The following is a 23,449-nucleotide window of genomic DNA, read 5'->3' as shown; positions in this document are numbered from 1 at the left end:
CCGCCGACCGACAACGTTCCTGCCACGCGGAATTGCCGGTTGTTCGCCTTTCTCTGGAGTTTCATATGAGCAATCTGATTACGGTCACCCGCACGGGAAGCATAGCGGTCGCGACCATCGACAACCCTCCGGTCAACGCGCTCGGCTTCGATCTTCGACAGGCTTTGGTGGGCGCGCTTTCGCAGCTCAGGGACGATTCGTCCTGCAAGGCGATCGTCATCGCCTGCGCCGGCAGGACCTTCATTTCCGGCGCCGATATCTCCGAGTTCGGAACGCCGAAACAGATGATGAAGCCGATCCTTCCCGACCTCATCGCGCTCATCGATTCCATCGAGAAGCCGACGGTGGCCGCCATTCACGGCAACGCGCTCGGCGGCGGGCTCGAGCTCGCCCTTTCCTGCCACTACCGCGTCGCCGACAGAGGCGCCAGGCTGGGCCTGCCGGAGGTGAAGATCGGCATCATCCCCGGTTCAGGCGGCACGGTGCGTCTGCCGCGCGTGACCGGCGCGGTGAAGGCGTTGGAAATGATCGTGACGGGAGATCCTGTCTCGGCCGAGGAAGCGCATGCCGTGGGCCTCGTCGACGCGTTGGCCGACGGCGCGCATGTGGGGGCGGCGGTGAAGTTCGCCGAAGAAAGGCTCGCCGAGGGCGCGCGTCCCCTTCCTGTGCGCGAGCGTAACGAGAAGATCGCAGAGACCGACATGCGCGCGTTCGAGGCAATCGCGGAAACCCTCAAGGGGAAGGCGCGCGGCCTCCAGGCGCCCATCGTGGCTGTGCAAAGCGTGCGCGACACGATCGAGCTTCCGTTCGACGAGGCGATGCGGAGGGCGCGGGAGGCGGCGCTGGCCCTGATGAGCGGTACCGAATCGCGCGCCATGCGTCACGTGTTCTTCGCCGAGCGCGAAGCGGCGAAACTTCCCGGCATGGAGAACGTGACACCGCGCCCGATCGAAAAGATCGGCGTCATCGGCGCCGGCACCATGGGCGGCGGCATCGCGATGGCTTTCGCCAATGCGGCGTTCCCGGTAACGATCTTCGAGATAAGCGACGAGGCGCTGAACCGCGGCCTTTCCACCATCCGGAAGAATTACGCGGCCTCCGTCGCACGCGGCTCCCTGGGTGAAGACGAGAAGACGTCCCGTCTGAGCCGCATCGTCGGCTCGACCGATTTCGGCGATCTTGGCGATTGCGACCTGATCATCGAGGCGGTCTTCGAGGACATCGACATAAAGCGCGAACTCTTCGAACGGCTGAAAGGCGTCGCCAAGCCCGGCGCCATCCTCGCGACCAACACCTCCTATCTGGACGTGGACGCGATCGCCGCCGCATCCGGGCGGGCCTCGGACGTGGTCGGCCTTCACTTCTTCTCGCCCGCCAACGTCATGAAGCTCCTGGAAATCGTGCGTGGCGCGAAGACGGCGCCGGACGTGCTCGCGACCGCCCTTGCCGCCGCGCGCAGGATTGGCAAATCGCCGGTCGTCGTCGGCGTCTGCCATGGCTTCGTCGGCAACCGGATGCTGGCGGCGCAACGAGAGGAAGCCGAAGCGCTGCTCCTCGACGGCGCGACCCCGCAACAGGTCGACAAGGCATTCACCGCCTTCGGATGGCCGATGGGACCTTTCCAGATGAGCGATCTCGCCGGTCTTGACATCGGTTGGCGCAATCGCAAGGCGCAAGGCAAGAAGGCGATCATCGCCGACTGGCTTTGCGAACAGGACCGCTTCGGCCAGAAGACCGGCCGCGGCTTCTATCTATACGAAGGCGGTTCGCGCAAGGGCATTCCCGACCCCGAGGTTCTGGATTTCATAGAAAGCAAACGGGCCGAGCTCGGCATCACCCGCCGCGAGGTTTCCGAGAAGGAGATCGTCGAACGCACGGTCTATCCGATGATCAACGAGGGCGCGAAGATCCTCGAGGAGGGTATCGCCGCGCGCGCTTCCGACATCGACGTGGTGTGGATCCGCGGCTACGGCTTCCCGCTGTCCAAGGGCGGCCCGATGTTCTGGGCTGGCCTGCAAACGCTATCTGAAATCGTGGGGCGGCTGCGCCATTGGCACGAGCGTACGGGCAAGGCGGTTTATGAGCCGGCCGGATTGCTCCTGGAGAAGGCGGCGGCCGGCGAGACCTTCTGAGGCGGAAAAAGAAGCGGGCGGCAATTCCGCCGCCGCCCGCTTCGTGTCCATCCGGGGAGCCGATGGCTCCGCCTTCTCAATCCGGCTTGCGGGTTCGCGGCACCGCATCCGCATATTGCTCGATCGATATGCCTCGTGCCCGAAGAATCTCGTCCGTATGCTCGGCGAAGGCCGGCGGACGCTGGCGATATGTCGCCGGCGTGCGCGACAGCTTTATCGGGCTGCCCGTGCCCCGGTAGTCGCCGATGTCGACGATCATTTCGCGCGCCGCCGTATGCGGGTCCGCCACGACGGCATCGATGCTGCGCACGGGGCCGCAGGGCACACCCGCCGCAATCAGACGCTGCGAGATTTCATCTGCTTCGTGAGAAGCCAGCAAGGCCTCGATTTCCTCCTTCAGCGCCGACCGGTTGGCGCCGCGCGCCGCGTTGGTGGCGAACCGCTCGTCGCCCGCAAGCTCCGGCTTGCCCAGCTCGCCGCAGAGCCGCTCGAACTGTCGATTGTTGCCTACCGCCAGAAACAGCGGCTGGCTTGCCGTCGCATAGGTGTCGTAGGGCGTTATGTTCGGGTGAGCATTGCCGGATGGCGCCGGCACCTTGCCGCCGAGATAGTGGTTCGGCAGATGCGGGTGCATCAGCGAGATACCGCAATCATAGAGCGCGGCTTCGACGAACTGTCCCCTCCCGCTCCTCTGCCGCTCCTGAAGGGCCATCAGAATGCCCAGTGCCGCGTTGAGGCCGGTGACCATGTCGACCACCGGAATTCCCATGCGCAGGGGCTCGCCGCCCTTTTCGCCGTTCACGCTCATCAGGCCGCAAAGCGCCTGGATCACGGCGTCGTAACCCGGCCGGCCGCCATAGGGCCCATCCGCCCCGAAGCCCGAGACCCGGCAATGCACGAGCGAGGGGAAGCGCTCCTGGAGGACATCGCAGCCGATGCCCCAGCGTTCGAGCGTTCCCGTCTTGAAGTTTTCGATGAAGACATCGGCCGAGGCCAGAAGCTCCAGGAGCAGCTCACGCCCCGCAGGAAGGGAAAGGTCGATCGCGATGCACTTCTTGTTGCGGTTGAGGCCGAGAAAGTAGCTTGCGGCGTCGCCTTGGAAAGGCGGCCCCCAGGCGCGCGTCTCGTCGCCTTGCGGCGGCTCGATCTTGATCACCTCGGCGCCGTGATCGCCGAGGATCTGCGCGCAATAGGGGCCGCCGAGAACACGGCTTGCATCTATGACCCGAAGGCCGGAAAGGGAGCCCGCGGCGGCAGGCTCCCTCGTGCTTGATGAGGCTGTCGTCATGTCTCGTCTTCCAGCGCGAGTGTCCGTCAATTGCCGCAGAATGCCCTGAGCTTGCCCTGGAAATTGACCAGCGGCTCGCCCGCACCGTTGCGCGTGCTGACGACACGGGCGATGAAGATGCCGTGGCTGCCGACCACCTGGTGCATGAGCACCTCGCAATCCATCGCGCAAAGCGCGTCCGTAAGCATCGGCGAGCGCGTCGGCCCGGGCACCCAATCCGTCCCCAGGAAGCGTTCGGCTCCCTTGATGCCGCCCACGCCCGCAAAGCGCAGCGCCACCTCTTCGTGACGCGCGCCAAGCAGGCTGACAGCGAAGGCTCCGTTCGCGAGGATGGCATCATGGCTGGCCGAGGACGTGTTGACGCAAACGAGGAGGCAGGGAGGCTCCGCCGACACGGAGGTGACCGCCGTCACCGTCAGGCCGGAGCGGCGATTTCCCTCGCCCGTCGTGACAAGGGCGACGCCGCCCGCCAGATTGCGCATCGCGTCCTTGAAGCACTGCGCGTTGACGCCCGGCAACGCTTCCCTGCCCTGGCGCGCCAGCGCCTCGGCGTTTTCGATATGGGCACGGATCGCCCCGTCGGGATCGAGCCAGCCCTTGGTCGCGGCAAAATCGAGCATGCGCGCCAACCCCTCTTCCCAGGAACTTTCCCCCGCCAGCGGCGAGAGCGAGCGCAGCCCGTCCTGCCGAACCCATGCGTACTGGTCCCCGTCGAAACGGGCGATGCGCGTCAGAGCCGCGCGGGCGACTTCGCCCGCGCTCTGGTCGATGCTGATGGAGAAGCGGCGGAAATCCTCCGCTGCCTCGAGCACCAGCTCGCCATGTTGCGTGACCCGGATCAGCATGGCTCTGCCTCAGGCGGCCTGCGCGGAAGACGTCTTGCCCGGTCCCAGCTCGCGCTGGATCGCGGGGATGATCTTCTCGCCCCACAGCTCGATCTGCTTCAGCATCATCTTCTGATCGAGATCGCCGAGCTGGGTCTGGATGGCGATGAGCTTGGGCTTGAGCACGCTGATCTCCTCGAGCATCCGGTCGATGACCTGATTGACGCTGCCGACCGGCAGGTTGGCGCGAAGCTGCTCGAATGTCGGGTCGTTCTGGCCCGGCACCTCCTTGACCATGTAGCCGTCGTCGCTCTCGGCGCGGCGATATTTGAGGCTCTCGGAAATGCGGCGCTGGAAACGGGCATTGTCCAGATAGCTGTCGATCTCGGCCTGATTGTCGCTGGCGAAGGCGCAGCGCAGGAAACCGAAGCCCAGATCGTCGATCTGCTTGCCCTCGGAAGCTGCCACGTCCTCCAGCTTGCCGCGCAGCGTCTTGATGGCATCCATGCCGTTGAGCAGCGCCGTCACGAACATATTGTGTCCCTCGCGAACAGCGCGGGAAAGCGTCTGCGGATTGCCGGACGTGATCCAGAGCGGCGGCAGCGGTTTCTGCAGAGGACGCACGGCGATCGACGTCGGCGGGATCTGTATGTGCTTGCCTTCATAGGAGAAGACCTTCTCGGCGAAGGCTTTCTGGAGGACGTCGAGGGTCTCGTTGAAGATCTCCTGGGATTCCTCGATCTTCACCCCGAAGCGGTCGAACTCGAACTTCTGGTAGCCGGAGCCGACGCCCAGCTCGAGGCGGCCGTTCGAAAACACGTCGGCCATGCCGATTTCCGCGAGAAGGCGGACCGGCTGATAGAGCGGCAGGATGCATACGGCCGAGCCGAGGCGAATTTTCTTCGTCAGCGCGGCCGCATGCGAAACCATCATCAACGGCGACGGCGAAAGGCTGTAGTTGTTGAAGTGATGCTCCGCGTACCAGGCGCTGGAGAAGCCGGCGGCCTCCGCGGCGACCGTCTGTTCGATGGCGTTGCGGATGACCGTCTCGGGGGCCTGATGATAGCCGCGCTGCTGGGCCAGAATGAAGACGCCGAAATCCATCTCATCGCTCCTCGTTTTTTGAATTTCAAAGATGCTAATTGGCGAAATTTCGAATAACAATTGCTTCAATTCGAACATCACTATTCCGGAAAATGAAAAAGTGAGGTGTGTATGAGCAAGCTGCGGGCGATGGAAATTTTCGTCGGCGCCGCCCGCGAAGGCAGTTTCTCCAAGGCCGCCAAGGCGGCGGGCCTGTCTCCTGCATCGGTGTCGCGGCACATCGCCGAACTCGAAGCCCAGCTCGGCGTCCAACTCATCTCGCGTACCACGCGCAGCGTCGCACTGACGGAGGCGGGCACGCATTATTTTGCCCGCGCCGAACGCATCCTCGAGGAGATCGCCGACGCCGACCACGAGGCCGCCGCGCTTCAGACCACGCCGAGGGGCGTTCTCGGGGTGCATTCGCGCACGCTGTTCGGATTGCAGGTGCTGGGCCCCCTCCTCCCGCTCTTCCAGCAAGCCTATCCGGAAATCCGGCTGGAGCTGACGCTGTCGGAACGGCAGATACGCCTGCGCGAGGAGGAGTACGACATCGACCTGCGCTTTTCGGCGCCGCAGGACCCCAGTCTCGTCCAGCGCAAGATCCTTTCCAGCCAGCGCATCCTCGTCGCTTCCCCGCTTTATCTCGCCCGCTCCTCGACCGTGACGGAGCCCGGCGACCTGAAGGATCACAACTGCCTCACCTACCTCCTGGGGCCGGAACCGGCGGTCTGGAGGTTCATGAAGGACGATAAGCTGCAGGAATTGCAGATCGATTCCGCGCTCGGGACCGACAACGGAGAGCTTATCCGCCGGCTGGCCGTCATCGGTGACGGCGTGGCGCTTCTCGACGACTTCACCGTGCGCAGCGAACTTCGGGACGGAACGCTTCTGCGTCTCCTCCCCGACTACCGCATCACCAACACCACTTTCGACGGCGGCATCTATGCTGCCTACCGCCAGACCTCATATCTGCCGCGCAAGATCAGGGTTTTCCTCGACTTTCTCGTCGAGCACGCGGGCCGGAGCAGGCTGTGAGATCCCGGGCCGCTCAGGCCCGCCCGAAACGGCTCGCCGGAAGTCCGCGCACACCCAGTCCCTCGACGGCGAAGAGCCCGCCCGCCTCGGCTTCGTTCGCCTGGAGATTGGCGCTTCGCGACAGGCTCGTCACGAAGAGAAGGTCCAGATCCGGCCCGCCGAAGGCGAGACTCGTAGGGTGTGTCACGGGCATGTCGATCAACCGGTCCAGGCGGCCGGCGGGCGTGAACCGCGCCACCTTTCCGGCGCGTACCAGCACGCCCCACAGACAGCCCTCCGCGTCCACCGTCGCCCCATCGATACCGGAGCCGAGTGCATCCGTGTCGACGAAGAGGCGTTTTTCGCCCAATGGTGCATCCGGCGCATAGTCGAAGGCCCACATCTTCCTCGTGGACGTGTCGGCGATATAGAGCGTGCCGCCGCTCGGGGAAAAGCACGGTCCGTTCGCCACGCCGAACCCATCGGCGAGACGCTCCAGCCTTCCGCCCGGCCGTACCCGGTAGATACCGCCCAGCGGCGCCTCGCCTTCCAAACGTCCCGTATGCATGGTGCCGGCGACGAAGTTTCCTGCACGATCCGCCTTGCCGTCATTGATGCGCACATCCGGATGGTCGACGTCGATGCCGCGCAGGGTCCTGACACCGCCCTCGGCCAGATCGACCAGTGCAAATTCCTCCTTCAGGGCGGCGATCGCCGTGTTGGTCGTGCCGAGCGCCATGGAGCCTACCGGCGGCGGCAGACGCCACTCCGCGGTTCGACCCGTCTCGAGATGAAAGCTGCGAACGATCCCTTCAACCGCGTCGATCCAATAAAGGCTGCCGGTCTCCTCGTCCCAATGCGGACTCTCGCCAAGCCGATCCACGGAAGTGCCGATACGAGTAACGCTGACTTTCATTCTTGTTGGCTCTCATCAACTCTATGATAGTAAAAAGGTAGAATCGAAACCGCGGCCGCGTGCCGACGGTTGAAGGATCGGTAGTTGGAGCAAGCGGTGGACACATCGGTCAACACGGGCAAGAGCCGCACGGAGATGCATTCCGCCGAGCGCATAGAACAGATCAAGGCGGCGGCGGCGGAGATCTTCGCCCGCAGAGGCTACAAGGGCGCCTCGATGCGCGAGATCGCCAACGCCTGCAACATATCGAAGGCTCTGCTCTACCACCATTTCGAGAGCAAGGATCAAATCTATTCGATCGTCGCAAGTGAAGTGAGTGCTCATCTCTATACTCACGTGGAGGAATGCGTCCGGCGGGAAGAAAAGGCGTCCGACAAGCTGCGCGCGTTCATGACAGCGACCGCCGATCATTTTCACAGGAACCGCTGGGCATGGATGGCGTCCACCACGGCGTTCTGGAACGACCCCGAGCTGCGCCAGCAGGAAGAGCGCCTGACACGGCGCGACCGTTACGAGCGCCAATTGCGCGGGATCATCCAGGAAGCCATCGATGCCGGTGAGATCAGATCCGACGTGGATGTCGCCATGGCGGGACGCCTCGTCCTGTCGGCCCTCAACTGGATGCCGCGCTGGTACAATCCGAAGAAGTCGATGACCCCGCACGAGATCGCCGGCCAGTATTTTGAAATGATCTTCGAGGGCCTCCGGCCGCGCGATTGACGATCTCGCGCCGTCACCCCGGACGTTTCTCCTTGCGATGCCTCCTCGCACGCCGTGGTTCCTGTCGCCGGCGGGAATGCGGGCCTGCCGGTCCGGCAAGCCCGCGCCCTTCCGTTTCCTTCAGGCAGCCGCCGGCTTCTTCCGCCGCGCGGCCCAGATACGCACGTTGCAATAGACGGAAAAGACGACCAGGGCGGCGCAGAACATCAACAGCACGGCGCTGATCGGCCGTTCGACGAAATGCATGAAGTCGCCGTCCGCGAGCACCAGCGCGCGCCTGTAATTCTCTTCCATCAGCGGACCGAGCACGCAGCCGAGGATCACGGGCGCCGCCTCGAAGCGCATCATCCGCATCAGCACGCCGATCACGCCGAAGGCCATGACGACGAAGATGTCCACCACCGAATAGTTGACGGAGTAGACCCCCACCAGCACGAGAAGGACGATGGTGGGGAAGAGGATGTTGTAGGGAATGCGCAAAACCCGCACCCACAGCCCGATCAGCGGGATGTTGAGGATCACCAGCATCACGTTGCCGACGGCGAAGCTGACGATGACGCCCCAGAAGAGATCCGGCGCTTCGTTGGCAAGGTTGGGGCCGGGAGCAATGCCGTGGATCATGAGCACGCCAAGCATCAACGCCATCACGGCATCGCCGGGCACGCCGAGGCTCAGGGTCGGAATGAAGCCGGTCTGCACGGCTGCGTTGTTGGCGGCTTCGGGCGAGGCGATGCCCTCGATGGCGCCCTTGCCGAAGCGCTCGGGTTCCTTGCTCACGCGCTTTTCGACCGTGTAGGACATGAAGGAGGCGATGACGCCGCCCGTGCCCGGCAGCGCGCCGAAGAGCGAGCCGATGCCGGTGCCGCGCAGCATCGGCATCCAGGAACGCCGCCAGTCCTCTCGCGTGGGCAGCATCGAGCGCAGCGTCACTTTCTGCATGTTCTGATCCTTCGGCGAGGAATTGCCGGAATTCTGGAAGATTTCCGGCAGGCCGAAGAGGCCCATGGCCAGCGCCACCAGTGAAAGTCCCTCGTAAAACTGCGGGATCCCGAAGACATAGCGCGACTGGCCACTGTTGATGTCGATGCCGACAAGACCGAGCAGGAGCCCGAAGGACATCATCGCAAGTGCACGGAAAGGCCGCTGCCCGCCAAGAAGGGCGAAGGCGAGCAGGCCCAGGAGCATCAGGGAAAAATACTCCGGCGCGCTGAATTCGATCGCAAGCTTGGCCAGCGGCTGCGCGGCAATGACCAGCGCCACGAGGCCGACCATGCTGCCGATGAAGGAGGCGATCGCCGTGATGAACAGCGCCACACCCGCCCTGCCCTGACGCGCCATCGGGTAGCCGTCCAGAACCGTCACCGCGCTCGAGGAAGTTCCCGGCAGGTTCAGCAGGATCGAGGCGGTCGACCCGCCGTAGGAAGCGCCGTAATAGATGCCGGCGAGCGTGATCAGCGCGAAGGCCGGCTCCAGATGGAACGAGATCGGGATGAGCATCGCGATCGTCGCCATCGGCCCGATGCCCGGCAGCACGCCGATGAAGGTGCCGAGAAAGACGCCCAGGAAGCAGTAGAACAGGCCTTCCGGCGAGAAGACCAGGGCGGCGCCCAGCGCCAGCCCATCGTAAAGCTGGGAGAAATCCATCAGGGAAAGATCCTCATCTGAAGGCGCAGGCCGTAGACGAACACGAGGCAGCACAAGGCCGAGACCACCACGGCGATGATCGCCGCTTTCGGTATGGACGTTTCCTTGTTGGCGAGCCCCGCCAGGAAGACCGCCGCCAGCGCGGCGACGAAGAGACCCGCGCCTTCGACGAGCAGGGCGAAGGAAGTGAAGGCAGCCATGTTGGCGAGGATGGGACGAAGCGGGACACCCGCCACGACCGCTTCGGTTCCGGCTTCCTCGGATTGCGAGCGACGCCCTTCGACAAAGATGATGCCGAGGCCGAAGAGAACCATCAGCGTGCTCAGCATGATCGGAAAATAGCCCGGCCCCATATTGCGGGTGGAGCCCAGCGGGTAGTTCAGCGCCTCGACGAAAGCGAAAGCGCCGATCGCGATGACGACCAGGCCGGATATCAGGTCATTGCGAGGAATGGATCTCAACATTGGCTCCTCCGAGTTGAGTTACTGCCAGGTGGGTCCGCGGCGAAGCCGCGCGGAACCGAATGCCTCAATGCAGGGCAAGCATGTCCGCCTCCTCCAAGCCCCGGCGCACATCGAGCGGCGAGACCTATACGATATGACTGACCGGACAGTCAACGCAGACTCCCCTCGATCCCGGCCAGCACCCGCTCAAGCTCCGGGATACCCACCGAGCAGGAATGGACTGCCAGATGGGCGGTCAGTTGGAGAACTTCCACGATGGCGTTCGGATCGAGTTTCGCCCGCAGAGCCCGGCGGATTGCCGACCGCAACGTTGTGGCATCGTGGCCGGTGAAGCACGCGCTGAGGGCGATTTCCACCAGCAGGCCGGTTTCCGGATCGAGCCCGTCCTTCTCCCCCGATCCTTCGAGGAGCTCGCAGACGAGGCGGAGATAGTCCGGGTCACGCTCGAGCAGCAATTCCGCGAACGGCTCGCAGCTCCCGTAAAGGTCGGCAAAGCGCCGCTTCAGGGCCTGCTCCTCTGTCGAAAGCCTTCTCTCGACCGGCGGCAGTCCGGCCGCTTCCATTTCCTCGCCCAGGATGGAGAGGCCGGCGAACGTGCCCTGAAGACCCTGTGCCGTGGCGAGACGAAGCACGCCCAGAACCTCGCGGACGCTCGCCCCCTTTTCGAGCGCCAGCCGCATATGCAGCGAAAGCCCACTCTGGAAGAGATGCGTGGCCGATCCGTCGAGCGCGACATAGATCAGCTCCACGGTTTTCTCCGACAGGAAGCCGCGGCTGGCCGGATGGCCGGCATAGCGTGCGTACAGGTCCAGGAAGGACGGATCGTGCCGCAACAGAAACTCTGTCCACGGCCGCCAATAGCCGCGCGCGCGGATGAAGGCGTCCTTGAGCCGTTTTTCCGCCTCGCTCGGCACGATCGCGCTCATGCGGCCTGCCCTCCCGCCAAGGCGTGGACGCCGACATCGAGCGTCGCGCCGGTGACGTAGGATGCTTGCGAAGAGATCAGGAAGCCGGCCGCCGCCGCCACGTCGAAGGCAACCAGCGGGCGGCAGGCGGGTTTGGCGTCCTGTCCATCGTCAGGACCGGTAACGGCCACCGTATTGACGCGGATGTTGGAGCCGCCCCATTCGCAGCACGCCGTCCGCGACAGCATCTCGATCGCTGCCTCTTCCGCGGCTTCCGCCGGATCGTCGAGGCACGCCCAGGAGCGGACGATGCTGACGATGCTTCCGTATCCCTGGGCAAGCAGAATCGGCCCGGACGCCCGCAGCAGGCCGTGCGTGTCCGCCGCGGTCCTTGACCGCGAGGCGGCGTTGAAATCGACCCGCGCGTCGATGACGGCATCGAGACGGCCATGACTTCGGGCCAGGGAAGAGAGGAAACCACGCATCGCCGCATCATCGGCAAGGTTGACGTCGCTCGTCGCGAAACGCTGCGAACGCGCGGCACAGGGCGACGAAAAAGCTTTCCGATCGTCAGCGAGCACGACCGTCATGCCTCGTCCGGCGAGCCTCTCGGCGCAGGCGATGCCGATGGAGGTGGCCCCGAATATGGCGGCAACGGGAAAGCCTTCCGGCGGCGAAGCGGGTTCCGCCCCCAGCCTCCGCGCCGCCTCGCCGCTGCCGCCGAAGGCCTGCGATCCGCCGTCGGCCTTGAGCGCGCAGCCGGTGATCGCGCCGGCGGCCTCGGACGTCATGAAGGCGATGCAATCGGCGATCTCCTCGGGCGTGCCCATGCGTCCCAGAGGTATCTTGCGCAGCGCGTCGGAGGGATCGAGCCGGCCTTCGGCGATCAGGCGGGAAAGAAGCTCCGTGCCGACGAAGCCGGGCGCCACGACGTTGACGCGCACGCGGTGCGGCGCCCAGCGCGCGGCGAGCTTTTGCGTCATCGCAAGCACGCCCGCCTTGGAAGGGCTGTAGGCGCTGCGCAAGGGAATGGCGCGAAACGCGGCCCCCGAAGCGACATTGACGATCGCGCCGCCGCCTTGCATCGCCATGATGCGCGCGGCTTCCTCCGCCGCGGCAAGCCCGCCCGACAGATTGACCGCCATGATGCCGTCGAAGGTTTCGCGGCTGTCCTCGACGAGCGGCACGCCGCCGCTGGTGGTGCGCCCGGCATTGTTGACGAGAACGTCCAGGCGGCCAAAGGCGGCCGCCTGGCGCACCATGTCCACGGCCCCCGCCAAATCGCCCATGTCGACCCGCAGCCACCGATGATCCGGCCCGAGCTCCCGCGCCCGTTCGCGGGCTTTCGCGGCATCCAGATCCGCCACGACGACCCGCGAACCGCTTGACGCAAGCCGGGCGGCGGTCGCCCAACCGATGCCGGAGGCTCCGCCCGTCACCAGCGCGACACGTTTCTCGGTCAAACTTTCCTCCCTCATTCTTCTCCTCAATTCAGAAGCTCGTGCGGGACGCGCCTCCGTCGACATAGAGCACCTGTGCCGTGACGAAGGAGGAGGCGTCGCTCGCCAGCACGCAGATCGCCTTGGCGATGTCGTCGACGTTCCCCAAACGACCGAGCGGCGTCGCGGCAATGCGCTTCGCATCGCGTTCCGCGTTGCGATGTTTCTCGGTGCCCTCCGTGGGCACGGCCGACGGACCGACCGCGTTCACGCGGATGTTGCGTGTGCCCAGTTCGGCCGCCGCGGCGCGGGTGATGCCCATGACGCCGGACTTGATGCCGCTATAGACGAGGCTGTTGACCGCCGAGCGGAAGCCGGCGAGCGAAGCCACGTTGACGATCGCTCCGCCCCTTTCGGGATCCATCACCTCGGCGGCGGCCTGGATGCCCCAGATCACCGACTTGAACCCGACATCGAGCATCCGTTCCATCGTCTCGGGCTGGATGTCGGGAATGGACTGGTAGCGGACCCAGGCCGCATTGTTCACGAGAATATCGAGGCGCCCCGCCTGCTCATGGAGGGAGGAGACTGCGGCGCGGATGCCTTCACGGGTGCCGACATTCTGTACGACGCCGATCGCCTTGCCGCCGGCGGAGGCGATCTCGGCCACGGCCTCGTCGACGAATTCCTGCTTCAGGTCGTTCACGCCGACGATGGCTCCATGGGCGGCCATCAGCTTGGCCGTCGCCTTCCCGATTCCATGGCCCGCCCCGGTGATGAGGGCGACCTTGCCGTCAAAACTGATCATGGTGATGCACTTTCATTTCATCTGGTTTCAGGCTGCCGCGGAGCCGATGAGATCATCGGCGACCTCGAGCAGAAGACCGTCGCTGTCGCCCTGCGTCTGGAGCGACCGCAGCCAGCGCAAGTGGCGATGCAAGGGCATTTCCCAGGTGAACCCCATGCCGCCATGCACCTGGATTGCCCGCTCCACCACGAAAATTCCGCTGGAGACCGCGGCCAGATACGCCGCCTTCCGGCGCAGAGCCGGACTGGAGGAATTGGCTGCGCTGAAGCCGCTGTCGATGACGGCACGGATGTTTTCCACATGCATCTTCATACGCGCAAGCATATGCCGCATCGCCTGGTTGGCGGACAATGCCCGGCCGAACTGGATGCGTGTGTTGGCATGTTCCTCCGCCATGGCGAGGCAGGAGGCAGCGCAGCCCAACGCCACCGCGGCGCGCGAGACGAGCGCGTCCTCGATGAGCTCTTTCCAGGAGGCCGCCGGGATCAGGCAGGACGCATCCACTTCGACCCCCGAGAGGTTTATCTCGAAGCAGGGACGCTCATGGTCGATGCCCCAGGCCGCGGCAATGGAGAGCCCCGCGGTTGGCACGGCAACCGCCTCGCCGTTGTCGAGTGCAACGAGCACCAGATCCGCCTTGTCGGCATGCGGCGCAAGGGAGACGACGCCATTCAACGTGATCTTGTCTCCTTCCCTCGCCACATCGGCGGCACCACCCCAGGCAATCGTCGCGACGGTCTCGCCGGTTATCACGCCGGCGGCGGACCCGGAACCGCATGCGTCGAGCGCACGCGCCGCCAGGAGCGTCTCGATCAACGGGAAGGGAAAGAGCGCTTCGCCGGCCGCGGCGAGAACGGGAACCGCGTAACGGACCGGCAGGCCGAGGCCGCCGGCATCCTCGCTCGCCAACATTCCGGCGATACCGTCCTGCGCCAGGCGCGTCGCGACATCAGCCATGGCGAGCTCCGTCGAGGCCGCGATGGAGGCCTTTGCCGCCTCCGCAAAATCCGCCGGAGCAAGGGAATCGGTCTCGCTCGTCATTCTATTTCCTTCCCTTCGGCAATTGCATGATGCGGTCGGCGATGATGCCGAGCTGGATTTCGGTCGTGCCCGCATAGATCGTTTCGGCAAAGGAGAGCAGATAGAGATTCTCGAACCGGCTCCGCACGGCGCGCACTTCGGGCAGGTCGGGCTTGGAAGCCTTGGCCAGCATCTCGAAGGCAAGCGCGACGAAGCGCTGATGGGCCTCGCTCCAGTGCAGCTTGCTGATGCTGCCGCGCGCGCCGACCGACTGGCCGTCGCTGAGCGCCTCGACGACGGTTTCGATATGCCCTTTCAGGACTTCGAGATCGACACCGATCCGGGCGAGCTGGCGCCGGTAATAGCCGTCATCGAGGAGAGCTTTCAAAGCTGGATCGGCATTGCATGCGGACACCAGATGGCGCATCTCGTTCTCGAACCGCCAGCTCCGGTGCATCCGGTTGGTGGCGCGCTCGATCGAAAGGACCCGGATCGCCGCGTTCCAGCCTTCGTCGGGAAGGCCCAGCGCATCGGCCTCGTCCACCTCGACATCGTCGAAGAAGACCTCGCAGAAGCTCTCCTTGCCGTCGATCGATCTGATCTTGTTGACCCGGATGCCCGGCGTGTCCATGGGAACGGCGAACAGGCAGAGGCCGCGATGGCGATCCTCGACCGTGCCCGTGCGCGCCAGGAGCAGGCAGCGCTGCGCGCGATAGGCTCCGCTGGTCCAGATCTTCTGGCCGTTGACGCGCCATTTGCCGCCGATCTTCTCCGCGCGTGTGCGCAGGCCCGCCAGATCCGAGCCGGCGCCGGGTTCCGAGAAGCCCTGGCACCAGATCTCGCGCATCTCCAGAATGGCCGGAAGATAGCTCTTCTTCTGCTCCTCGTTGCCGATCGCCAGTATGATCGGGCCGGCAAGCTCCTTGCCGATCGAGTTCACGCTCTCGGGCATCGGCACGCTGCCGATCTCCTGGCTGACGACCAGATGCTCGCGCAAGGTGCGGCCATAGCCGCCATAGGCTCTCGGCCAGGTGATGCCGACGAGCCCCGCCCGATACAAGGCGGCTTCGTAGGTCTTGGATTCCTCCAGTGTCGGTGCAGCGTCGACCATCCGGTCGGTACGGAATTTCTCGGGAAGGTTCTTTTCGAGCCACTCGCGCGCATGCGTGCGCAAGGCCTCGCCCGACAGCGTCAGGCTTGGGGCATCGGAATTGGAAAAAGGCGCATTCATGGACTGTTCCTGGGTCACGTCTCGGTCGCGGAGACGAGGAGGGCGTCGAGGGCGACCGCACCCTGCCCTTCCGCCCGCACCAGAAGCGGATTGATGTCGATTTCGGCCACGCTTGATGCATGGCTGGCGGCGAAATGGGAAAGGGCCGCAACGGCCTTCGCCGCCGCGCGCGCATCCGCCTTGGGGCGGCCCCGCGCGCCGTCCAGCAGGGGAAAGGCTTTGAGCGACCGGATCATCGAGAAGGCCTGTTCCTCACTTACGGGAGCGATCTGAAGAGCGACGTCCTGCATGATCTCGGCGTAGATTCCGCCGAGCCCGACCATCACGACAGGACCAAAGATGGGATCGCGCTTCGAACCGAGAATGAGCTCGACGCCCCCTTCGGCCATCTCCACGACGAGAACGCCGTCGACATGCGCATTCGGTGCCTTGTCGGCAACGCTTGCCATCATGCCTTCGAACGCCTTGCGCAGCTCTTCCTCGCCCTTGATGCCGACGACGACCCCGCCGACCTCGCTCTTGTGCGCGATGTCGGGCGACAGCACCTTGATGACGACCGGATAGCCGATCTCGGAGGCGGCTTTCGCCGCTTCGTCGACGCTCCGGACCACCGCCTCGCGCAGGATCGGAATGCCGGCTTCCGCCAGGACGCGCTTGGCCGAACTCTCGTTCTCGAAGGCAGCGGCCGGCAGCGGCGGCGCTGGCTCGACCTTTTCGCGCGGTGTTCCCTCGGCCTTCGTCGTACCCAGGCGTACGAGCGCGGCGACCGCCGAGCAGACCGCATCGATCCCCTCTATGGTGATGAAGCCCATCTCGTTGAGGCGTGCGATCGCGTCCTCCGGCCCGCGGCAGCAAAGGACCAGGAGCTTGTCGGGATGTTGCCGCGCCACCTGCTCCAGCGCCGCGAGATAGACGTCGCGCAGCCTCGGCACGAACAAAGAGCTGGACATCAGGATGATCGTGACGTCGCAGCTCTCATCCTCCACGACCGCGTTCAGCACCCGCGCGAGAAGCTCCGGGCGCGCCGAGACCTGGGCCGTGGTATCCACCGGGTTGCGTGGCGAGGCGTAGGGCACGACCTCGAGAATGCGGCGCTGCGTCTCTTCCGCCAGGGCAGGCATGATGAGGCCGCGCGCGCTCGCCGCATCCGCCATCATCACGCCGAACCCGCCGGATGCGGCAAGCAGGGCGACGCGATTGCCCTTCGGCAACCGCCCCCGGCCGGTGACGGAGCTTGCCAGACCCGCGTTGATCAATTCCTCGATGCTGTGGACGCGGACGGCGCCGCTCTCACGGAACACCACGTCGAACACAGCGTCCGAACCGGCAAGCGCGCCCGTATGCGAGGCTGCTGCGGCACTTCCCGCTGCCGACGAGCCGATCTTCAGGACGAAAACGGGCTTACCCGCCGCGCGCGCCAGATCGAGCGCGCCGATCAGCTTGCCGGCATCGCGTGCCGTTTCCATGCAGCACAGGATGATCTCGGTTTCCGGATCGCGCGCCATATAGGCGATGCCGTCGGCGACATCGACGTCGCACTCATTGCCCGTGGCGAGAAACCGACTGATGCCTATTCCCCGGTCGGCGGCTTGGCGCATGGTGAAGCTCGCCAGGTTGCCGCTCTGCGAGACGATCGCGACCTTGCCGGGCTTCGGCAGGCTCTCTTCGATGACTATGGAAAATGTCGCGATGCTCCGTTCGGGTATGCCGATCGATCCGAGGCAATTGGGTCCGAGCACGCGCATTCCGCTGCGCTTCGCCGTTTCCCGGATACGCTCCTGCAGCAGCGCACCCTCTTCGCCCATCTCGGAGAAGCCCGCCGTAAGCACCACCGCCGCCGAAACGCCCTTTGCGCCGCACTCCTCCACCGCCTGGAGGGCGGCCTGCGCGGGCACCGCGATGACCGCCAGCTCGGGAGCCTCCGCGATATCGGAAACCGAGGCGAAGGCAGGCAGGCCCTGCACCTCGCCGCCATTGCGGTTGACCGGATAGATCCGTCCTTCGTAGCCGTATTTCAGCAGAAGCTGCAGCGGCCGGCCGCCGATCTTCGTCACGTCCTGCGATGCGCCGATAACGGCGATGGAGCGCGGCCTGAAAAGCGCGTCCAGTCCTTGTCCCAATGTCATGCTCTCGACCATCAAAGGCTCAGCGCCCCTTGAAAACGGGCTTGCGCTTTTCCAGAAACGCCATGCGAGCTTCCTTCGCGTCTTCCGTCTTGGAAAGCGTCATCGTGATGTTCTGCTCGAAACGATAGGCATCCCGCTGCGGCATCAGGTCGACCATGTTGCACGCGTGCTTTGCGTGAATGATGGCCATCGGGCTTTTGGAAGCGATCTGCGAGGCCGTCTTCATCGCGGTCGGCAGCAAATCCTCCGGCGACGTCACCTCTTCGATCACACACCGCTGGTGAAGTTCCGCCGCACTGAGGCGCACTCCGGTCATGAACATCCGGCGCAAGGTGGAACGGCCGAACAGCGTCTTGAGCATCGAGGCGCCGCCTGCGAGACCGACATCGATCTCGGGCATGCCGAAGACGGCGTTCTCGCTGGCGTAAAAGATATCGCACGCGGCCATGAGACCGAGTCCCGCGCCAAGGGCCGGACCGTTCACCGCGGCGACGATCGGCTTGGCGCACTCGCGGATCGAATTCGCCGTCTCGCGGGTGACGCGATTGTGCTCGAGAAAATCGCCCTTCCTCTCCGCATCCGGACGGTCCTTGAGATCGGCGCCGGCACAGAAGACCTTGCCGGCACCGGTGAGCACCGCGACGCGAATATCCTCGCGGTCGGAAATCTCATCGAACACCTCGATCAACCGCCGCCGCATATGACGGTCGAGCGCGTTGACAGGCGGGCGGTCGAGTGTAACGAGAGCGATGTGGTCGCTCACTTCCAATTTGACGCAATCGTCGCTCATCCTTAGTCCCTCCACTTCCGCTTGATGCCGTCGCGTTGATCCGAGTCATGCTGACCAACCGGTCAGTCACTAGCAGCCAACTCTCGATCAGACAAGAACCAATAATTGACATCATCGACCTTGGACGCTGTTGACTGACCGGACAGTCACTAGTTATAGAGCGAACTGTTTTAGCTACAGAACAAGCTTCAGGGAGGTACCAGCATGTTTCAGCTTTCGAGGCGCAATGCGCTCAAATTGATGACCGCGGGAGCACTTGCGCCGCTCGCCATGCCGACGATCGCCCGCGCCGCCGGCGAGACCATCCGCATCGTCTATCCCTACGCGGGCGGCAGCGCCGTGAACAACATCATCCGCATGATCGCCGACAACATGTCGAAAACCCTGGGGCAGACGGTGATATTGGAGGACAAGCCCGGCGGCAACGGCATCGTGGCAACCCAGAGCGTGGCGCGTGGCCCCAAGGACGGGACCATGGTCCTGGTGGGCGCCACCGGCACCTTGCCGCTGAACACGCTCCTGCGTTCGGCTCTTCCCTACAAGATCGAGGACTTCCAGCCCGTCGGCATGATGCTCGAGGGTCCGCTGACCGTCACCGTCAACACCAAGACCGCCCCGGTCGACGACATGAAGAGCCTCGTCGAATGGGCGAAGGAGAGGAACAAGCCTCTGCACTACGCCACGCTTGGACCCGGCAGCGTCACGCATCTCTTCGGCGTCCTCTTCAGCAAGGCGACCGGCCTTCCCTCGGCCCCGGTCGCATATCGCAACAACAACGCGCAGATCCTCGATCTGCTCGCCGGCCAGAACGACCTGAACTTCTCCACTCCCGCCTCTCTCATCGAGCATGAGAAGTCCGGCGAGGTGAAGATGCTTGCGGTGACGACATCAGACCGCATGGCGCGCCTGCCCGACACGCCGACCGTCGTGGAAGCCGGCTATCCGGGCCTGCTCTGTTCCTTCTGGTACTCGCTGATGGTTCCTACCGGAACCCCGGACGACACCGTCACGCGGCTGAACGAGGCGCTCAACATAGCACTTCAGGACGCAGGCATCCGCGAACGCATGGAAGCCGAATGCCTGACCAACAATCCCGGTGCGCCGACGGCGGTCACCTCGATCCTCGAGCGCGACATGAAGGTCTGGGGGGACATCATTCGCTCCGAGGGCATCACGTTGAACTGATCGCGCGAAAACCATCGGAATTCGACGTATTTACCCCGGCTTCGGCCGGGGTTTTTCATTGTTCACATATCCGCCCGCTTTTCGCCCCCTTTGCCGCAATCGCGCCGGTGCGTAGGCCGACTGCCTTTTGCGAACATGTCCCTCCTCCAAATTGTCGAACGAACACAGCTATTTGCCAGCTATGTTCGCCCGCCGATCGCTGGGAAGCTTTCACGATCGGCAGGCAAGGGGTGGCGAGATGGACCAAGAGCAAGACATAGTGGAGGAATTGCTCCAGATGGCAAAGGATCCCGCATCCTTCACCAAGGACGATCTGGCGGAGATGGTCTTGGTGGCGGCAACGGAGATCATCAAGCTCCGCTCGTTCCCGTCGCCATGGACCACGAGGCCTGACGAGGAGTCCACGGCTTCGATCGACTAGCCGAAGCCTGGATCCCGGTCGGCACGTGAGTGCCGGCAAAAGCAGGCACCGAAGTCGGGAACGTCACTGCGTCCGCAGCCGGTCCTCGCCATTCCTGTGCAGGACCCTGCCGCTCAGGACATCGGTGAATTCGCCATCGTCGATCGCCAGCTCTCCGTTCACGGCGAGGAACCTGATCCCTTCCGAAAGCTGATGAGGGTCGGTGAATGTCGCCACCTCCCGCAGGTTCTCGAGGTCGAACACCGCGATATCGGCGATCATGCCCTCGCGTATGAAACCGCGATCCTTCATTCTATGCACCGTCGCCGGCAGGCCGGTCATCGAATGGATGGCCGTCGACAGCGGCACCACCTCCTCGTCGCGCGCATATTTGGCGAGCATTCTCGGGAACGTGCCGTAGCTGCGCGGGTGCGGAACCCCCTCGCCCATCGGCACGAGATCGCCATCGGAGGCCGTCATTCGCCAAGGCTGCCGCATGAGATTGGCGATGTCCTTGTCGAGCATGTTGTAGGAGACGATGCCGACGTCCCCATCCGCCTCCTTCAGCATTCCGATCGTGGTTTCGATCGGATCCAGTCCGCGCGCCTGCGCGATCTCGCTCAGCCTTTTTCCTTCGAGGGAGGTATCAGGCGGGAAGGTTCTGATCTGGATACGGTCGGCGCCGCCGCGCCGCTCGAGATTCTCGGCGATCTGCGGCCGCATCTCGTCCATCTGGTCCGCATCGTCGAAACGCTCGAGCATCGCCTTCGTGCCGCCAGCCATCGCCGGACGGGGGACCAGAGCGGATGAAAGCCCCGTGGCGGATGCGTCATAGGGATATTGGTCGGCCCACATTTCCACGCCCTCCGCGCGCGCCTGCTCGATGCGCTGGATCACGGCCTGAGAATACCCCCACACGCGCGGGCCAAGCGCCTTGACATGCGTGACGATGCCCGGAATCTCGGCTTCCCTGGCAACCTTGATCACCTCGTCCACCGAGGCGATCAGGCCGATCGTATAGTCGCTTTCGTCGCGAATGTGACTCGTATAGAGGCCGCCATATTCCCCGACCACCTTTCCCAATTCGACGACCTCGGAAATGTCGGCGAACGAGCCGGGCGCATAGAAAAGCCCGCTCGACATTCCAAAGGCTCCCTCTTCCATCCCGGCGCGAACCAGATCCTTCATTCGTTCAAGCTGCTCGGGGGATGCGTGGCTGTCCTCTTCCCCCATCACCTCCTTGCGGGCCGATCCGTGCGGAACCATCATGCCAATATTCGGGCCGATACCATTGGTAAGAAACGCTTTTCGCTGCGCGGCGAGATCAACTTCCCCGCCCCCGTCCGGGTTCACCATGACAGTGGTGAGCCCTTGAGCCAGAAGCGGCTTTCCGTGAGAGAGCTCGGCGGTGGCCAGGCCGACACCCGCGTGCGTATGGGCATCGATGAACCCGGGCGAGACGTAAAGGCCGGTCGCGTCGAGGCGCCTATCCGCCTCCATCTCCTCCAACTCACCTACCGCCAGGATCCGCTCTCCCGCGATCGCCACATCCGCCTTCATCCATGGCGCCCCCGTGCCATCGAAGACAAACCCGTTCTCGATGATAATATCCGCCTTGACCGCTTCCGTTTCTCCTTGCGCCAATGCAGAACTTGAAGCAGCCGCAGCAAGAAGAACTAGGCCTGCGACACTAGAAATTCGGTCCATTTAATTTAGCCTCCTCTTATGGTCGAGCAGATCCGCCTTGCTCGAGCCAGAAAGACTATGAGGCATAACGATTCCCGGCAACCCGCCAATCCACATCTATTCTGGAAAGCCGATCTGGCCACGGCGCAATTCCATCGCAATGTCACAGTCGACGCGCATCAAGATGGCTGCCCACGCAACCAGTGTGGCTTCGTGGGGCAATGGCTGCGCGAAGGAGGCGAGAATGTCCGTCGGATGCTGGAGATCGGCCATCATATCAATCGGCCTGGTGGCTTCGGGATGCCAGACCGTTCCGCAAGCCGAGGAGGCGGAGGTCCAGTCGTCGCTCGTCTATGACGAAGTCCCGTGTCGCGACCTGATGCGCCAGCGTGACGATCTTCGAAGAAAATATCCGCGCCTGCCGCCCGATCGCGGCGAACGGCGACCGCTCACCGTGTTCGCCGGTGTGACGCCGGATCTGAGAAGCCTCGGCAGAACCGATGCGCTCGCCGCGAAGGGAAAGATCAATGCAATGACCCATTCCATCGAGCGGCGGGAATGCGAAGCGGGCGGCCCTGAGAGCCGAGCTCAGCCGTCTCGGTCGTTCAGGCGTGCATCGACCAGCGCCGCCCAGTAGCCAATGCCGTGGATGATGGCGTCGTCGTTGAAGTCGTAAGCAGGGTGATGAAGACCGGCGGAATCGCCATTGCCGAGCCAGATGATCGCGCCGGGCCGTTTTTGCAGCATGTATGAGAAGTCCTCCGAACCCATCGTGCAGGGATAATCCCCGTCGACCCTTTCGGCCCCGGCAACCGACGCCGCGGCGGCAATCGCCGCGCCGGTCATCGCCGGGTCGTTGAAGGTGACCGGATAGCCCGGCCGCCAGTCGATCTCCGCCTCAGCCTCGAAAAGCCTGGCGGTCGTCGTCACGATATCGCGAAAGCGCGCTTCCACGGCCTTGCGGGTTTCGGTGGCGATGGTGCGGATGGTACCGCCAATCTCGATAGCGGCGGGGATGACGTTGAGCGCGGTCGCGCTGCCGCCGGCGAGATAGGTGACCGAAACCACCACCGGATCGAACGGATCGGTATGACGCGATGCGATGGATTGGATCGCGGTGACCAGATGCGCGCCGGCGAGAACCGGATCCCGCGCCAGATGCGGAGCTGCCGCATGGCCGCCTCGCCCTCTCAGCGTCACGACGAAACGGTCGCCCGCCGCCATGATCGCGCCGGGACGGGTGGCGAATGAACCGACGGCGAGGCCGGGTTCGTTGTGCATGCCGAAGACTTCGTCGATCCCGAAGCGTTCGAGCAAGCCTTCCTCGATCATCATCCGTCCGCCGGCGCCGCCCTCCTCCGCCGGCTGGAACACCAGCACGACGGTGCCCGCGAAATCGCGCGAGGCGGCGAGATGCTTCGCGGTGCCGAGCAGCATGGCGGTATGGCCGTCATGCCCGCAGGCATGCATCATGTTAGCCACCTTGGAGGCGTGGGGAAGGTTCGTCTGCTCCGACATCGGCAGCGCGTCCATGTCGGCTCTCAGCGCGATCGTCGGCCCTTCTCCCCGGCGCCCCCTGATGACGCCGACGACGCCGGACTTGGCGATTCCGGTAGCGACTTCATCGCAGCCGAACTCCTCGAGCTTCTCCGCCACCAGTTTCGCGGTCCTTGGAAGGTCGAAGAGAAGCTCGGGATACTGATGGATCTGGCGGCGCCAGGACCTGGCTTCCTCGGCAATCGCCGTCAGTTCTTCGTGAAGGGTCATTCTG

The 23,449-nt window shown here is 64.3% G+C and carries 21 protein-coding genes; 6 read left to right on the top strand and 15 right to left on the bottom strand.

The window, feature by feature from the left end; all coding sequences use genetic code 11:
- The first annotated feature begins 65 nt into the window (after positions 1–65).
- A complete protein-coding gene (locus XW59_RS26220) occupies positions 66–2,132 on the top strand; it encodes a 3-hydroxyacyl-CoA dehydrogenase NAD-binding domain-containing protein (RefSeq protein WP_047148361.1) in 2,067 nt (688 codons plus the stop codon).
- A 76-nt stretch (positions 2,133–2,208) separates the two neighbouring features.
- On the opposite strand, the gene XW59_RS26215 is transcribed toward XW59_RS26220, so the two are convergent.
- Genes XW59_RS26215 through XW59_RS26205 form a run of 3 tightly spaced genes read right to left on the bottom strand, consistent with a single transcriptional unit; the run spans position 2,209 to position 5,348 of the window.
- Entirely contained in the window at positions 2,209–3,420 is a 1,212-nt protein-coding gene (locus XW59_RS26215) for a CoA transferase (protein ID WP_047148360.1), read from the bottom strand.
- Between the two features lie 26 nt (positions 3,421–3,446).
- Positions 3,447–4,265, bottom strand: a complete 819-nt coding sequence (locus XW59_RS26210) for a flavin reductase family protein (RefSeq protein ID WP_246666229.1) — start codon at positions 4,263–4,265, stop codon at positions 3,447–3,449.
- 9 nt (positions 4,266–4,274) lie between these two features.
- Positions 4,275–5,348: an LLM class flavin-dependent oxidoreductase gene (locus XW59_RS26205; protein WP_047148359.1), complete on the bottom strand. Its 1,074-nt coding sequence runs from the start codon at positions 5,346–5,348 to the stop codon at positions 4,275–4,277.
- A 111-nt stretch (positions 5,349–5,459) separates the two neighbouring features.
- On the opposite strand from XW59_RS26205, the gene XW59_RS26200 reads away from it, so the two are divergent.
- On the top strand, positions 5,460–6,365 hold the full coding sequence (locus XW59_RS26200; protein ID WP_047148358.1) for a LysR family transcriptional regulator: 906 nt from the start codon (positions 5,460–5,462) through the stop codon (positions 6,363–6,365).
- 13 nt (positions 6,366–6,378) lie between these two features.
- On the opposite strand, the gene XW59_RS26195 is transcribed toward XW59_RS26200, so the two are convergent.
- Positions 6,379–7,260 carry an SMP-30/gluconolactonase/LRE family protein gene (locus XW59_RS26195; protein WP_137327106.1) on the bottom strand — a complete coding sequence of 294 codons (882 nt, stop codon included), beginning with the start codon at positions 7,258–7,260 and terminating at the stop codon, positions 6,379–6,381.
- 96 nt (positions 7,261–7,356) lie between these two features.
- Between XW59_RS26195 and XW59_RS26190 the strand changes: the two genes are divergently transcribed.
- Positions 7,357–7,980: a TetR/AcrR family transcriptional regulator gene (locus tag XW59_RS26190; RefSeq protein WP_246666228.1), complete on the top strand. Its 624-nt coding sequence runs from the start codon at positions 7,357–7,359 to the stop codon at positions 7,978–7,980.
- A gap of 120 nt (positions 7,981–8,100) precedes the next feature.
- Here XW59_RS26190 and XW59_RS26185 read toward each other — a convergent pair whose 3' ends face one another.
- The 9 genes from XW59_RS26185 to XW59_RS26145 all read right to left on the bottom strand — a co-directional run bounded on the left by XW59_RS26185 (position 8,101) and on the right by XW59_RS26145 (position 18,407).
- Positions 8,101–9,624, bottom strand: coding sequence for a tripartite tricarboxylate transporter permease (locus XW59_RS26185; protein WP_047148356.1), 1,524 nt, complete (start codon positions 9,622–9,624; stop codon positions 8,101–8,103).
- Positions 9,624–10,088, bottom strand: a complete 465-nt coding sequence (locus tag XW59_RS26180; protein WP_047148355.1) for a tripartite tricarboxylate transporter TctB family protein — start codon at positions 10,086–10,088, stop codon at positions 9,624–9,626. Before XW59_RS26180 ends, XW59_RS26185 begins: the two co-directional genes overlap by 1 nt.
- Before the next feature lie 149 nt (positions 10,089–10,237).
- Complete coding sequence (locus XW59_RS26175) at positions 10,238–11,014, bottom strand: carboxymuconolactone decarboxylase family protein (protein ID WP_052958483.1); 777 nt, start codon at positions 11,012–11,014, stop codon at positions 10,238–10,240.
- On the bottom strand, positions 11,011–12,456 hold the full coding sequence (locus tag XW59_RS26170) for a glucose 1-dehydrogenase (protein ID WP_170990228.1): 1,446 nt from the start codon (positions 12,454–12,456) through the stop codon (positions 11,011–11,013). The genes XW59_RS26175 and XW59_RS26170 overlap by 4 nt, the downstream gene beginning before the upstream one ends.
- Before the next feature lie 28 nt (positions 12,457–12,484).
- Positions 12,485–13,240: a glucose 1-dehydrogenase gene (locus XW59_RS26165; RefSeq protein WP_047148354.1), complete on the bottom strand. Its 756-nt coding sequence runs from the start codon at positions 13,238–13,240 to the stop codon at positions 12,485–12,487.
- Positions 13,241–13,267: 27 nt separating this feature from the next.
- Positions 13,268–14,281 carry an acyl-CoA dehydrogenase family protein gene (locus tag XW59_RS26160; RefSeq protein WP_047148353.1) on the bottom strand — a complete coding sequence of 338 codons (1,014 nt, stop codon included), beginning with the start codon at positions 14,279–14,281 and terminating at the stop codon, positions 13,268–13,270.
- Between the two features lies 1 nt (position 14,282).
- Positions 14,283–15,491, bottom strand: a complete 1,209-nt coding sequence (locus XW59_RS26155) for an acyl-CoA dehydrogenase family protein (protein WP_137327105.1) — start codon at positions 15,489–15,491, stop codon at positions 14,283–14,285.
- 14 nt (positions 15,492–15,505) lie between these two features.
- Positions 15,506–17,617, bottom strand: a complete 2,112-nt coding sequence (locus XW59_RS26150; protein WP_082137799.1) for an acetate--CoA ligase family protein — start codon at positions 17,615–17,617, stop codon at positions 15,506–15,508.
- A gap of 19 nt (positions 17,618–17,636) precedes the next feature.
- Complete coding sequence (locus tag XW59_RS26145; RefSeq protein WP_047148350.1) at positions 17,637–18,407, bottom strand: enoyl-CoA hydratase/isomerase family protein; 771 nt, start codon at positions 18,405–18,407, stop codon at positions 17,637–17,639.
- A 204-nt stretch (positions 18,408–18,611) separates the two neighbouring features.
- Here XW59_RS26145 and XW59_RS26140 point away from each other — a divergent pair, with 204 nt between their 5' ends.
- Together XW59_RS26140 and XW59_RS26135 are read left to right on the top strand one after the other, a co-directional pair.
- On the top strand, positions 18,612–19,592 hold the full coding sequence (locus XW59_RS26140; RefSeq protein ID WP_047148349.1) for a tripartite tricarboxylate transporter substrate binding protein: 981 nt from the start codon (positions 18,612–18,614) through the stop codon (positions 19,590–19,592).
- A 238-nt stretch (positions 19,593–19,830) separates the two neighbouring features.
- Positions 19,831–20,013: a hypothetical protein gene (locus tag XW59_RS26135; protein WP_136068475.1), complete on the top strand. Its 183-nt coding sequence runs from the start codon at positions 19,831–19,833 to the stop codon at positions 20,011–20,013.
- 63 nt (positions 20,014–20,076) lie between these two features.
- On the opposite strand, the gene XW59_RS26130 is transcribed toward XW59_RS26135, so the two are convergent.
- Positions 20,077–21,552, bottom strand: coding sequence for an amidohydrolase family protein (locus XW59_RS26130; protein ID WP_170990227.1), 1,476 nt, complete (start codon positions 21,550–21,552; stop codon positions 20,077–20,079).
- Between the two features lie 370 nt (positions 21,553–21,922).
- On the opposite strand from XW59_RS26130, the gene XW59_RS26125 reads away from it, so the two are divergent.
- A complete protein-coding gene (locus tag XW59_RS26125) occupies positions 21,923–22,315 on the top strand; it encodes a hypothetical protein (RefSeq protein WP_136068473.1) in 393 nt (130 codons plus the stop codon).
- Here the strand turns inward: XW59_RS26125 and XW59_RS26120 are convergent.
- The gene (locus tag XW59_RS26120) at positions 22,267–23,445 is read right to left on the bottom strand and encodes a M20 aminoacylase family protein (protein WP_047148345.1); all 1,179 of its coding nucleotides are present in this window, start codon (positions 23,443–23,445) and stop codon (positions 22,267–22,269) included. The genes XW59_RS26125 and XW59_RS26120 overlap by 49 nt on opposite strands.
- Between the last annotated feature and the right edge of the window lie 4 nt (positions 23,446–23,449).

Origin of the sequence: Aquamicrobium sp. LC103 (genome assembly GCF_001014615.2) — a bacterium.
Lineage (GTDB): Bacteria > Pseudomonadota > Alphaproteobacteria > Rhizobiales > Rhizobiaceae > LBCQ02.
The sequence above is the reverse complement of the archived record's forward strand: the minus strand, read 5'-3'. Positions and strand labels throughout refer to the sequence as shown.